Annotated in this window: 11 protein-coding genes; 6 read left to right on the plus strand and 5 right to left on the minus strand. The window is 69.9% G+C overall.

Going from position 1 to position 13,365, the window contains the following annotated elements:
* The first annotated feature begins 51 nt into the window (after positions 1-51).
* From ACWD5F_RS26670 to ACWD5F_RS26680, 3 genes are read left to right on the plus strand one after another with little or no spacing between them, the layout of a single operon-like run.
* The gene (locus ACWD5F_RS26670) at positions 52-1,380 is read left to right on the plus strand and encodes an ABC transporter substrate-binding protein (protein ID WP_451257987.1); all 1,329 of its coding nucleotides are present in this window, start codon (positions 52-54) and stop codon (positions 1,378-1,380) included.
* 5 nt (positions 1,381-1,385) lie between these two features.
* Positions 1,386-2,744, plus strand: coding sequence for an ABC transporter permease subunit (locus ACWD5F_RS26675; protein ID WP_451257989.1), 1,359 nt, complete (start codon positions 1,386-1,388; stop codon positions 2,742-2,744).
* The gene (locus tag ACWD5F_RS26680; protein WP_451257991.1) at positions 2,744-3,583 is read left to right on the plus strand and encodes a carbohydrate ABC transporter permease; all 840 of its coding nucleotides are present in this window, start codon (positions 2,744-2,746) and stop codon (positions 3,581-3,583) included. The genes ACWD5F_RS26675 and ACWD5F_RS26680 overlap by 1 nt, the downstream gene beginning before the upstream one ends.
* Before the next feature lie 94 nt (positions 3,584-3,677).
* On the opposite strand, the gene pgl is transcribed toward ACWD5F_RS26680, so the two are convergent.
* From pgl to tkt, 5 genes are read right to left on the minus strand one after another with little or no spacing between them, the layout of a single operon-like run.
* A complete protein-coding gene (gene pgl / locus ACWD5F_RS26685) occupies positions 3,678-4,460 on the minus strand; it encodes a 6-phosphogluconolactonase (RefSeq protein ID WP_451257993.1) in 783 nt (260 codons plus the stop codon).
* Positions 4,457-5,536, minus strand: coding sequence for a glucose-6-phosphate dehydrogenase assembly protein OpcA (gene opcA, locus ACWD5F_RS26690; RefSeq protein ID WP_451257995.1), 1,080 nt, complete (start codon positions 5,534-5,536; stop codon positions 4,457-4,459). The genes pgl and opcA overlap by 4 nt, the downstream gene beginning before the upstream one ends.
* A complete protein-coding gene (gene zwf, locus ACWD5F_RS26695; protein ID WP_451257997.1) occupies positions 5,533-7,071 on the minus strand; it encodes a glucose-6-phosphate dehydrogenase in 1,539 nt (512 codons plus the stop codon). The genes opcA and zwf overlap by 4 nt, the downstream gene beginning before the upstream one ends.
* Positions 7,072-7,075: 4 nt before the next feature.
* Positions 7,076-8,194, minus strand: coding sequence for a transaldolase (tal, locus tag ACWD5F_RS26700; protein WP_451257998.1), 1,119 nt, complete (start codon positions 8,192-8,194; stop codon positions 7,076-7,078).
* A 32-nt stretch (positions 8,195-8,226) separates the two neighbouring features.
* Positions 8,227-10,314: a transketolase gene (tkt, locus tag ACWD5F_RS26705; RefSeq protein ID WP_451258000.1), complete on the minus strand. Its 2,088-nt coding sequence runs from the start codon at positions 10,312-10,314 to the stop codon at positions 8,227-8,229.
* Between the two features lie 407 nt (positions 10,315-10,721).
* Between tkt and ACWD5F_RS26710 the strand changes: the two genes are divergently transcribed.
* From ACWD5F_RS26710 to ACWD5F_RS26720, 3 genes are all read left to right on the plus strand, one after another.
* On the plus strand, positions 10,722-11,675 hold the full coding sequence (locus ACWD5F_RS26710; protein WP_451258002.1) for a heme o synthase: 954 nt from the start codon (positions 10,722-10,724) through the stop codon (positions 11,673-11,675).
* Between the two features lie 95 nt (positions 11,676-11,770).
* A complete protein-coding gene (locus tag ACWD5F_RS26715; RefSeq protein WP_451258004.1) occupies positions 11,771-12,118 on the plus strand; it encodes a hypothetical protein in 348 nt (115 codons plus the stop codon).
* 102 nt (positions 12,119-12,220) lie between these two features.
* A complete protein-coding gene (locus tag ACWD5F_RS26720; protein WP_401728073.1) occupies positions 12,221-13,327 on the plus strand; it encodes an amidohydrolase family protein in 1,107 nt (368 codons plus the stop codon).
* The last annotated feature ends 38 nt before the right edge of the window (positions 13,328-13,365 follow it).

Here is a 13,365-nt window from a genome sequence, read left to right on the forward strand (position 1 = left end):
CTCGATCTCTGACCCTCCGTCACTCGCCCATCCCCCGAAGGGACATCAACGATGATGCTTCGACGCTCCACCCTCCTCGTCAGCTGCACCGCCCTGGTCCTCGCGCTCGGCGCGACCGCCTGCGGCAGCAGCGACCCGGTCTCGGCCGGTGGCGGCGACAAGGCGCTGGCCGGCCAGACGGTCAGCGTGGCCGGTGTCTGGTCCGGCAGCGAGCAGAAGAACTTCCAGAAGGTGCTGGACGCGTTCAGCGCCAAGACCGGCGCCAAGACGACGTTCACGTCCACCGGGGACAACGTCTCCACCGTCGTCGGCAGCAAGATCGAGGGCGGCAACGCACCCGACGTCGTGATGGTCCCGCAGGTCGGCGTGCTCCAGCAGTTCGCCGGGCAGGGCTGGCTGAAGCCGCTGTCCACGACCACCAAGCAGTCCGTGGACGCCAACTACGCCCCCGTGTGGAAGAACTACGGCAGCGTCGACGGCACCCTCTACGGCCTCTACTTCAAGGCCGCCCACAAGTCGACGGTCTGGTACAGCCCCGACGCCCTCGAACAGGCCGGCGTCACCCCGCCGACCACGTACGCCGACCTGCTGAAGGCCGGCCACACGATCTCCGACTCCGGCCTCGCCGCCTTCTCGATCGGCGGTCAGGACGGCTGGACCCTCACCGACTGGTTCGAGAACATCTACCTCTCGCAGGCCGGCCCGGAGAAGTACGACGCCCTCGCCACCCACAAGCTGAAGTGGACCGACGCGTCCGTGGTCAAGGCGCTCGGCACCCTGGGCACGCTCTTCAAGGACAAGCAGCTGATCGCCGGCGGGCAGAAGGAGGCCCTCAACACCGACTTCCCGGGCTCGGTGGAGAAGGTGTTCGGCCCCAAGCCCGAGGCCGCCATGGTCTACGAGGGCGACTTCGTCGCCGGTGTCGCCAAGGACCAGTTCGGCAGGACCATCGGCACCGACGCGAACTTCTTCCCCTTCCCCGCGGTCGACGGCGGCACGGCACCCGTGGTCAGCGGTGGTGACGCGGCCGTCGTCCTGAAGGACGGCAAGAACGCCAAGGCCGGCATGAAGCTCCTGGAGTACCTCGCGACCCCGGAGGCGGCGGCCGTGTGGGCGAAGGCGGGCGGCTTCCTGTCCCCGAACAAGAAGCTCGACCTCGCCTCCTACGGCGACGACGTCACCCGCGCGACCGCCAAGTCCCTTGTCTCGGCCGGGGATTCGGTCCGCTTCGACATGTCCGACCAGGCGCCCGCGGCCTTCGGCGGCACCAAGGGCGCCGGCGAGTGGAAGCTGCTCCAGGACTTCCTGCGCGACCCCTCGGACCCGAAGGGGACCGCGGCACAGCTGGAGAACGCGGCGGCCAAGGCCTACAAGGGCTGACGGCCATGACCGCGACCCTGGTGAAAGAGACGAGTCCACCACCCGCGTCCCCGCACGCCGAGCGCGCCCGCCGCGCCCGGCGCCGGGCCTGGATCATCGGCCTGCTCTTCGTCTTCCCCGCGCTCCTCCTGCTGGGCGCGCTCGTCGTCTACCCCGTGCTGTTCTCGATCGGCCGCAGCTTCTTCGACGCGTCCGGCGACCGTTTCGTGGGCGGCGACAACTACACCGAGATGTTCCGCGACCCGGCCACCCTCACCGCCGTACGCAACACGGCGATCTGGGTGGTGGTGGCGCCGACCCTGCTGACCGGGCTCGGTCTGATCCTCGCCGTGCTGGTGGAGAAGGTGCGCTGGGCGACCGCCTTCAAGCTGCTGCTGTTCATGCCCATGGCCGTGTCCTTCCTGGCCGCCGGCATCATCTTCCGGCTCGCCTACGACGACGACCCGAACAAGGGCGTCCTGAACGCGGCCGCGGTCGGCGTGCACGACGTCTTCAAGGGCACCTCCGAGTACCCCACCGCCCGCGCCCGCACCGGCCAGGGCCTCGCGGCGGAGCCCGACGGCTCGTACCGCACGACCGCGAGCGTGTCACCGGGCGACTCCGTGAACCTCGGCCTGGTGGGCGTCGCCCCGAAGGACCTGCCCAGCGGCGCCGAGCCCGCGTACCCGGCGGCGAACCGCACGGCGTCCGCCGGTGAACTGCGCGGTGTGGTCTACCTCGACTTCACGCTCGGCGGGGGAGGCAAGCAGGGCGTGGTCGACCCGAAGGAGAGCGGGCTGCCGCGGATGAAGGTCCAGGCGGTGCGCGACGGCAAGACGGTCGCGAGCACGAGCACCGCCTCCGACGGCTCCTTCCGCTTCACCGGCCTCGACCCCGGTTCGTACGCGGTCCAGTTGCCGGGCTCCAACTTCGCGCAGCCCTACCAGGGCATCTCCTGGCTCGGCCCGACCCTCGTCACGCCCGCCATCATCGGGGCCTACCTGTGGATCTGGACCGGGTTCGCGATGGTGCTGATCGGCGCGGGCCTCGCCGCGCTGCCCCGGGACGCGCTGGAGGCGGCGCGGATGGACGGCGCCAACGAGTGGCAGATCTTCCGGCTCATCACCGTGCCGCTGCTCGCGCCGGTGCTCACGGTGGTGTTCGTGACCCTCGTGATCAACGTGATGAAGGTCTTCGACCTCGTGTACATCATCGCGCCCGGGCCGGTGGCGCAGGACGCGGCCGTCCTCGCCACCCAGATGTGGCTCGTGTCCTTCGGCGGTGGCAACAACCAGGGGCTCGGCAGCGCGTTCGGCGTGCTGCTCCTGGTGCTGGTCATCCCCGCGATGGCCTTCAACGTCCGGCGTTTCCGAAGGAGTCAGTGATGAACGCGATCAGGCGCGGCCTGGGCAACGGGGTGGTGCAGGCCTTCCTCGTGGTGATCGGACTGGTCTGGCTCACGCCGCTCGCCGGGCTGCTGCTGTCCTCGATGCGGTCCGCCAAGGACTCGTCGAGCAGCGGCTGGTGGACCGCGTTCACCAGCCCGGGCCAGCTCTCCCTCGACAACTACTCGGCCCTGCTGAAGAACGCGGGCATCACCCGCGCCTTCTGGAACACCGTGCTGATCTCGGTCCCGGCGACGGTCCTGGTGGTCGTGCTCGCCGCGCTGGCCGCGTACGCCTTCGCCTGGCTGGACTTCCCCGGCCGCGAGCCCGTGTTCCTGATCGTGGTCGCGCTGTTGGTGGTGCCCGTGCAGATCGGTCTGCTGCCGGTCGCCAAACTCTTCGGCACCTTGGGGCTGTTCGGCACGATCCCCGGAGTGGTGCTGTTCCATGTGGCGTACGGACTGCCGTTCGCGGTGTTCCTGCTGCGCAACTACTTCGCCGAGATGCCCAAGGAGATGCTGGAGGCCGCCCGGATGGACGGCGGCAGCGAGTGGCGGATCTTCACCCGCCTCGTGCTGCCGGTGGGCCGGCCGGCGATCGCCAGCCTCGCCATCTTCCAGTTCCTGTGGGTGTGGAACGACATGCTGGTGGCGCTGCTGTTCGCGGACGCCTCCTCGCAGCCGCTGACCGTGGAACTCCAGTCGCAGATACGCCAGTTCGGCAGCAACATCGACGTGCTCGCGCCGGGCGCGTTCGTGTCGCTGATCGTGCCCGTGGTGGTGTTCTTCGCCTTCCAACGGCACTTCGTGCAGGGCGTGATGGCCGGCTCGGTCAAGTGACCTGCCGGGACGGTGAGTTGAGGCGGTAGAACGGAGGCGGGGTGCGGCGAGAAGTTCCTCGCCGCACCCCGCCCCGTGTCGATTCAGACGCCGGTCACGGGGACGCCGGTGGATACAGCGACCGCGGCAACTGCGAGGCCGCCGCCGCGTCGAGCAGCCACAGTGTGCGGGCCCGCCCGTACGCGCCGGCCGCCGGGGCCTGGATCTCGCCCGCGCCGGACAGCGCGATCGCCGCCGCCTCCGCCTTGTCCTCGCCCGCCGCGAGCAGCCACACCTCACGGGCCGCACGGATGGCCGGAAGGGTCAGCGAGACGCGGGTCGGCGGGGGTTTCGGCGCGCCGTGCACCCCGACCACCGTGCGCTGCGTCTCGCGCACCGCCGGCAACTCCGGGAACAGGGACGCCACATGGGTGTCCGGACCGACGCCCAGCATCAGCACGTCGAACGTCGGCACCGCCCCGTGGTTCTCCGGACCGGCGGCCCGCGCCAGCTCCTCGGCGTAGGCCTCGGCCGCCGCCTCGACATCGGCGCCGTACGGACCGTCGGACGCGGGCATGGCGTGCACGCGCTTCGGATCCAGCGGTACGGAGTCCAGCAGGGCCTCCCGGGCCTGCGTGACGTTCCGCTCCGGGTCGCCCTCGGGCAGGTACCGCTCGTCGCCCCACCACAGGTCCAGCCGACCCCAGTCGACCGCGTCCCGGGCGGGCTGACCGGCGAGGGCCGCGAGCAGCCCGTTGCCGTTGCGGCCACCGGTCAGCACCACGGACGCGTAGCCCCGGGAGGCCTGCGCGTCCACGATCTTCGTGATGAGCCGGGCCGCGGCGGCCTGCGCCATCAGCTCCTTGTCGCGGTGCACGACCAGCTGCGGGGTGTTCACTTCGCCGCCGCCTTCTTCTTCACCGGTGCCTCCGCCGCCGCTTCCGGCCCGGCAGCTTCCGCAAGGCCTTCGCCAGGGGTTTCGTCTCCGGCCCGTGCTCCTTTGGCCGGCGACTCCACCGCCTCGGCAGGCAGTACGGCGACCGCCGACGGCGCGTTGAGCCGGTCCACCCCGAACCGCAGCGCCGAGGCGTACGTGTCGTCCGGGTCCAGCCGCCGCAGCTCCTCCGCGATCAGCTCGGCCGTGTCCCGGCGCTTGAGCGCCACCGCACGGTCGGGCTGCCCCTGGATGGAGAGCGTCGCCAGCGAGCCGTCCGCCCGGTCGAGCACGATCGGCCCGCTGTCGGTGTGCATGCGCACCGCCGTCAGACCGGGGCCCGACGACAGCGACCGCTTCACCGGCACGTCGAGACGGTCCGCGAGCCACATCGCCAGCAGCTCGCAGCTCGGGTTGAACTCCTCGCCCTCCACCTCGACCGTCTCGACCTCGCAGACGACCTGGTCGAGCGCGGCGGCCAGCATCGAGCGCCAGGGCGTGATGCGGGTCCAGGAGAGGTCGGTGTCGCCCGGGGTGTAGGTGTCGGCGCGGGCCGTGAGGTCCCGTACCGGCTGCTCCGAGGCGTAGGTGTCCGTCACCCGGCGCTGGGCGAGGGCGCCCAGAGGGTCGCTCGCCGGGTCGATGGGCGCGTTCACCGGCCACCAGACCACCACCGGCGCGTCCGGCAGCAGCAGCGGCAGGACGACCGACTGGGCATGGTCCACGATCTCGCCGTACAGCCGCAGGATCACCGTCTCGCCGGTGCCCGCGTCCGCGCCCACCCGGACCTCGGCGTCCAGGCGGGACGCCGTGCGGTCGCGGGGGGAGCGGGAGACGCGCTTGACGACCACCAGGGTGCGCGAGGGGTGCTCGTGCGAGGCGTCGTTCGCCGCCTTGAGGGCGTCGTACGCGTTCTCCTCGTCCGTGACGATGACCAGCGTGAGCACCATGCCGACGGCCGGCGTGCCGATCGCCCGGCGGCCCTGCACCAGCGCCTTGTTGATCTTGCTGGCCGTGGTGTCCGTGAGGTCTATCTTCATGGCCGGCGCCAGCTCCGTCCGTCTCGCTCGAGCATTTCGTCCGCCTCGACGGGGCCCCAGGTCCCGGACGGGTACTGGGCGGGCTTGCCGTTGGTGTCCCAGTACTCCTCGATCGGGTCGAGGATCTTCCAGGACAGCTCGACCTCCTCCGTGCGCGGGAAGAGGTTGGAGTCGCCCAGCAGGACGTCGAGGATGAGCCGCTCGTACGCCTCCGGGCTGGATTCCGTGAAGGACTCGCCGTACGCGAAGTCCATGGAGACGTCCCGGATCTCCATCGAGGTGCCCGGCACCTTGGAGCCGAAGCGGACCGTGACGCCCTCGTCCGGCTGGACGCGGATCACGATCGCGTTCTTGCCCAGCTCCTCCGTCGCCGTGTGGTCGAAGGGGGAGTGCGGGGCACGCTGGAAGACCACCGCGATCTCGGTGACACGCCGGCCGAGACGCTTGCCGGTGCGCAGGTAGAACGGGACGCCCGCCCAACGGCGGTTGTCCACCTCGACCTTGATCGCCGCGTAGGTGTCGGTCTTCGACTTGGGGTCGATGCCGTCTTCCTGGAGGTAGCCGACCGCCTTCTCGCCACCCTGCCAGCCCGCCGCGTACTGTCCGCGCACGGTGTCCCGGCCCAGGTCCTTGGGCAGCTTCACCGCGCCGAGCACCTTGGTCTTCTCGGCGGCCAGCGCGTCCGCGTCGAAGGAAGCGGGCTCCTCCATGGCCGTCAGGGCCATGAGCTGGAGCAGGTGGTTCTGGATGACGTCACGGGCGGCGCCGATGCCGTCGTAGTAGCCGGCCCGGCCGCCGATGCCGATGTCCTCGGCCATGGTGATCTGCACGTGGTCCACGAAGGACCGGTTCCAGATCGGCTCGAACATCGTGTTGGCGAAGCGGAGCGCCAGGATGTTCTGGACGGTCTCCTTGCCGAGGTAGTGGTCGATGCGGAAGACCTGGTCGGGCGCGAAGACGTCCTCGACCGTCGAGTTGAGCTCCTCGGCCGACTTCAGGTCGTGGCCGAAGGGCTTCTCGATGACCGCGCGCCGCCAGGAGCCACCGGTCTGGTCGGCCAGACCGTGCTTCTTCAGCTGCTGGATGACCACCGGGAAGGAGCGCGGCGGCACCGACAGGTAGAAGGCGAAGTTGCCGCCCGTGCCCTGTGCCTTGTCCAGCTCCTCGATGGTGCCGCGCAGTCGTTCGAAGGCATCGTCGTCGTCGAAGGTGCCCTGGACGAAGCGCATCCCCTGGATGAGCTGCTGCCAGACCTCCTCGCGGAACGGGGTGCGGGCGTGCTCCTTGACCGCGTCGTGGACCTCCTGCGCGAAGTCCTCGTTCTGCCACTCGCGGCGGGCGAACCCGACCAGGGAGAAGCCCGGCGGCAGCAGACCTCGGTTGGCGAGGTCGTACACGGCGGGCATGAGCTTTTTGCGTGACAAATCGCCCGTGACACCGAAGATGACCAGGCCCGACGGCCCCGCGATACGCGGGAGCCGTCGGTCGGCGGGGTCACGGAGCGGATTCGCTCCGGAACCGGCAGTAGGAGCCAAGACCTCAGCCCTCCGAGGGGGCGAGACGCTGGAGCTCCGCCTCGGTCGAGTCGAGCAGGTCGGTCCAGGACGCCTCGAACTTCTCGACGCCCTCGTCCTCCAGGACCTGGACCACGTCGTCGTACGCGATCCCGAGCTTCTCGACGGCGTCGAGGTCGGCGCGGGCCTGTACGTACGTACCGGAGATCGTGTTGCCGGTGATCTCGCCGTGCTCCTCGGTGGCCTGGAGCGTCGCCTCCGGCATGGTGTTCACCGTGTTCGGCGCCACCAGGTCGTCGACGTACAGGGTCGGCTTGTAGGCCGGGTCCTTGACACCGGTCGAGGCCCACAGCGGACGCTGCTTGTTTGCGCCCGCGCTCTCCAGGGTGCTCCAGCGAGCGGTGGAGAAGACCTCTTCGTACGCCTGGTAGGCAAGGCGAGCGTTGGCGACGGCGGCCTTGCCGCGCAGCGCCAGCGCCTCGTCGGTGCCCAGCGCGTTCAGCCGCTTGTCGATCTCGGTGTCCACGCGGGACACGAAGAAGGACGCCACCGAGTGGATCAGTGACAGGTCCAGGCCGCGCTCCTTGGCCTTCTCCAGGCCTGCCAGGTAGGCGTCCATGACCTCGCGGTAGCGCTCCAGCGAGAAGATCAGCGTCACGTTCACGCTGATGCCGAGGCCGATGACCTCGGTGATCGCCGGCAGACCCGCCTTGGTGGCCGGGATCTTGATCAGGGTGTTGGGGCGGTCGACCAGCCAGGCCAGCTGCTTGGCCTCGGCGACGGTCGCCTTGGTGTTGTGCGCCAGGCGCGGGTCGACCTCGATCGACACGCGGCCGTCCTGGCCGTCGGTGGTGTCGTAGACCGGGCGCAGGATGTCGGCGGCGTCGCGGACGTCCGCCGTGGTGATCATGCGGATGGCCTCTTCGACGGTGACCTTGCGCGCGGCGAGGTCCGACAGCTGCTGGTCGTAGCCGTCGCCCGACGAGATCGCCTTCTGGAAGATCGTCGGGTTGGTGGTGACGCCCACGACGTGCTGCTGGTCGATCAGTTCCGCGAGGTTGCCGGACGTGATCCGCTTGCGCGACAGGTCGTCCAGCCAGATCGCGACGCCCTCCTCGGAGAGGCGCTTGAGTGCGTCTGTCATGGAATTACTCTCCTACGTGTCGTATGTGGGCGTCAGCGCTGGGCGGCGGCGATGGACTCGCGGGCCTTGGCAGCCACGTTCTCGGCAGTGAAGCCGAACTCGCGGAAGAGGACCTTTCCGTCGGCCGAAGCACCGAAGTGCTCCAGGGAAACGATGCGACCGGCGTCCCCGACGAACCTGTGCCAGGTGAGGCCGATGCCCGCCTCCACCGAGACCCGTGCGCGCACGCTCGGCGGCAGCACGCTGTCCCGGTACCCCTGGTCCTGGTCCTCGAACCACTCCACGCACGGCATGGACACGACCCGGGTCGGCACCCCGTCCGCCTGGAGCTGCTCGCGCGCCTCGACGGCGACGTGCACCTCGGAACCGGTGGCGATGAGGATGACCTCGGGGGTGCCGCCGTCGGCCTCGAACAGGACGTAACCGCCCTTGGCCGCGTCCTCGTTGGCGTCGTACGTCGGCACGCCCTGGCGGGTCAGCGCCAGACCGTGCGGGGCGCCCTCGCCGAAGACCTTGGTGTAGCGGCGCAGCACCTCGCGCCAGGCGATCACGGTCTCGTTGGCGTCGGCCGGACGGACCACGTTCAGGCCCGGGATGGCGCGCAGCGAGGCCAGGTGCTCGACCGGCTGGTGGGTCGGACCGTCCTCACCCAGACCGATGGAGTCGTGCGTCCACACGTACGTCACCGGCAGGTGCATCAGCGCCGACAGCCGTACCGCGTTGCGCATGTAGTCGGAGAAGACGAGGAACGTACCGCCGTAGACACGGGTGTTGCCGTGCAGGGTGATGCCGTTCATCTCGGCGGCCATCGAGTGCTCGCGGATGCCGAAGTGGATCGTGCGCCCGTAAGGGTCCGCCTCCGGCAGCGGGTTGTCGGCCGGCAGGAACGAACTGTTCTTGTCGATGGTCGTGTTGTTCGAGCCGGCCAGGTCGGCGGAGCCGCCCCACAGCTCGGGGATCACGGCACCGAGCGCCTGGAGCACCTTGCCGGACGCGGCACGGGTGGCGACACCCTTGCCCGTCTCGAAGACCGGGAGCTTCTCCTCCCAGCCCGTGGGCAGTTCGCCCTTGGCGATGCGGTCGTACTCGGCCGCCCGCTCCGGGTTGGCGGTGCGCCACTGCTGGTACGACGGGTCCCACGCGGCCTTCGCCTCGCGGCCGCGGTCCAGCGCCTGACGGGTGTGCTTGAGGACCTCGTCGGAGACGTCGAAGGACTTCTCCGGGTCGAAGCCCAGGACGCGCTTGGTGGCCGCGACCTCGTCGTCACCGAGCGCCGAGCCGTGCGCGGCCTCGGTGTTCTGCGCGTTCGGCGCGGGCCAGGCGATGATCGAGCGCATCGCGATGAACGACGGCTTGTTCGTCACCTTCTTCGCGGCCTCGATGGCGTTGTAGATCGCGTGCGGGTCGATGTCGCCGTCCGGCTTCGGGGCGACACGCTGCACGTGCCAGCCGTACGCCTCGAAGCGCTTGACGGTGTCCTCGGAGACGGCCGTCTCGGTGTCGCCCTCGATCGAGATGTGGTTGTCGTCCCACAGCAGGATCAGGTTGCCCAGTTCCTGGTGGCCGGCCATCGAGGACGCCTCGGCGGAGATGCCCTCCTGGAGGCAGCCGTCACCGGCGATCGCGTAGATGAAGTGGTCGAAGGGGGACTCGCCCTGCGGCGCGTCCGGGTCGAACAGGCCGCGCTCGTAGCGGGCGGCCATGGCCATGCCCACGGCGTTGGCGACACCCTGGCCCAGCGGGCCGGTCGTCGTCTCGACACCCTTGGTGTGGCCGTACTCCGGGTGCCCGGGGGTCTTGGAACCCCAGGTCCTGAAGGACTCCAGGTCGGACAGCTCCAGGCCGAAGCCGGCCAGGTAGAGCTGCGTGTAGAGGGTCAGGGACGAGTGGCCGGCGGACAGCACGAAACGGTCGCGCCCGACCCACTGGGGGTCGGCCGGGTCGTGCCGCATCACCTTCTGGAACAGGGTGTACGCGGCAGGAGCCAGGCTCATCGCCGTACCAGGATGGCCGTTGCCGACCTTCTGTACGGCATCGGCGGCCAGGACGCGGGCGGTGTCCACGGCCCGCTGGTCCAACTCGGTCCACTCGAGGTCTGTTGTGGTCGGCTTGGTGCTCACCCTGGGTCAGGGCTCCTCTCCACATGTCACACATGTCGAATGCCGGTGCAGTCGAATGCCGGTGCACGGGGGCGCCCACCGGCCGTTGTCGAGCCTACCCCTGTAAGAACGTGCATTTTTTCGAGTCATTCCAGACTGCCGGGACTATGGAGGATCCGCCTCCCGACTGGTCCGGATCGCATTCGGAACCTGAATACGGAACCGTTCGTCCGACTGCTCAATCGAGCTGTCGTGCGATCTTCCGGAAGACCGATGAGAGGCCCCTGCGCGCCTGGTGGGGGACCCCTCCCAACACGACCCGACCCCCGCGAGTTCCGGGGTATGGGCAACGTCTAGAGTGGCGTGGTACGCGCGGGCCTTTACCGGGACTTCACACGGGAGAGGTCTGCTGGGATGTCTCTGTAGGGGTGTGCGTGACGGCCGTCGAATCCCGTCCAGCGGGGGTGCTCGGTGCGAGCCAGAGCCCGAGTCACCGGCCGTTCGGGGCCCGTGTCAAGGCGTTCGTGGCGCTGACCAAGCCGAGGATCATCGAGCTTCTGCTCATCACCACCGTTCCGGTGATGTTCCTCGCCCAGCAGGGCGTGCCCGATCTGACCCTGGTGCTGCTGACCTGCCTCGGCGGCTACCTCTCGGCGGGCGGCGCCAACGCGCTGAACATGTACATCGACCGCGACATCGACGCCCTGATGGACCGCACCTCGCAGCGCCCGCTGGTCACCGGCATGGTCAGCCCCCGCGAGTGCCTCGCCTTCGGCATCTCCCTCGCGATCGTCTCCACCCTGCTGTTCGGCCTGGCCGTCAACTGGCTGTCGGCCTGGCTCTCCCTCGGGGCGCTCCTCTTCTACGTCGTCGTCTACACGATGATCCTCAAACGCCGTACCTCGCAGAACATCGTGTGGGGCGGCATCGCCGGCTGCATGCCGGTGCTGATCGGCTGGTCCGCGGTCACCAACTCCATGTCGTGGGCGCCGGTCATCCTCTTCCTCGTCATGTTCTTCTGGACGCCGCCGCACTACTGGCCCCTGTCCATGAAGGTCAAGGAGGACTACGCGCGCGTGGGCGTGCCGATGCTGCCGGTCGTCGCCTCCAACAAGGTCGTCGCCAAGCAGATCGTCATCTACAGCTGGGTGATGGTGGCCGTCTCCCTGCTCCTCACCCCCCTCGGCTACACGGGCTGGTTCTACACGTCCGTCGCCCTGGTGGCGGGCGGCTGGTGGCTGTGGGAGGCGCACGGCCTGCAGAACCGGGCGAAGGCCGAGGTGACGGGCGGCAAGCTCAAGGAGATGCGGCTGTTCCACTGGTCCATCACCTACGTCTCGCTGCTGTTCGTGGCGATCGCGGTGGACCCCTTCCTGCGCTGACGCCCGCGCCGGGCGCCCGTACTGACGTACGCACTGACGTACGTCACAGAGCCCTGCCCTCGCCTGTCGATCTACCGGTGAGTAGCATCCTGGCCATGGCAGACACGCAGCAGGAAGACACCCAGCAGGCCGACGCGAAGGCCGAGCGCAAGGTCGCGAAGCTCGCCAAGCGGATCGACGCCTTCGCCAAGGCGCACGGCGGTGCCGAGGCCCAGGTGGCCTACATCGGCGAGCGGGGCGCCCGCATCGTGCTCGTCGGCGAGGACGGCGGCTGGGGCGACCTGGTGGTCACCTCCTACGAACTCGCCGAGCAGGCCGTGGCGAAGTCCGGCCTCACCCTCCACGAGTCCTTCGACGGCGAGTTCGCGGCCAAGGTGAAGACGGGTCCGTACGAGTGGACCCGCATGGCGGGGATCCAGGTCGGCGGCCCGCGCAACGGCTGACGCCCTTCGGTGATTCGCACGGGGTGTGTCCCAGCAACACCTCGCAGCCGGTTCACCCGTTAGGACCTGTACGGAGTGCACGGTCCAGTACGGGGAGTCCGGATGATCGAAACGCCGTCCCTCGTGGACCAGTACTGCCACGGTGTCCTCAGAACGGAGTTGGGCCTGGGCACCTTCGAGGCCCAACTCGCCCGTACCGAGGGCCCGCCCGCCCCCGGCACCACCCTCTTCGACACCCAGACGGGCTTCGCCGTACGCCGGTGGTGTCCGCCGCTGCTCGGTCTGGAACCGCACTGCCCGCCCGCCCGCTATCTCGCCCGGCGCCGCGAACTGGGCGTGCTGGAAGCGGGCCGCAGGCTGCTGCGGGGCAGCGGCATCACCACCTACCTGGTCGACACCGGACTGCCCGGCGACCTCACCTGCCCCGACGAACTGGCCTCGGCCGGGGCCGCCGAGGCCCGCGAGATCGTCCGTCTGGAGTTACTGGCCGAGCAGGTCGCCGACACCTCGGGCACCGTCGAGTCCTTCCTCGCCAACCTCGCCGAGTCGGTGCACGGCGCCGCCGCGAACGCGGTCGCCTTCACCTCGGTCGCGGGGCTGCGGCACGGACTGGCGCTGGCGCCCGAGCCGCCGGGACCCGGCGAGGTGCGGGGCGCGGCCGGACGGTGGCTGGCGGGCCGCCGGGTCGGCGGTGAGCTGAGCGATCCGGTCCTGCTGCGCCACCTGCTGTGGATCGCCGTCGCCTCGGGGCTCCCGCTCCAACTGCACGCGGGGCTGGGGGAGCCGGGGGCCCGCATCGACCGCACGGACCCGGTGCTGCTGACGGATTTCGTCCGCGCCACGGCCGGCCTGGGCACCGACCTGGTCCTCCTGCACGGCTACCCGTACCACCGCCACGCCGCCCACCTCGCCGGCGTCTTCCCGCACGTGTACGCCGACTCCGGCGCCGCCCTCGTACGCACCGGCGCCCGCGCCGCGACGATCCTCGCCGAGATCCTGGAGCTGACCCCCTTCGGCAAGATCCTCTTCTCCAGCGGCGCCCACGGCCTGCCCGAACTCCACGTGGTGGCCGCCCGCCTCTTCCGCGAGGCCCTCGGCCGGGTCCTGGGCGGCTGGGTCGCCGAGGGCGCGTGGTCACTGGCGGACGCGCAGCGGGTGGCGGGCATGGTCGCGGCGGGGAACGCGCGGAGGGTGTACGGGCTGGAGTGAGCGGGGGCACGAGCGGGGGAGTCAGGTCGGCTGGGGCG

The organism is Streptomyces sp. NPDC002499, assembly GCF_053595415.1.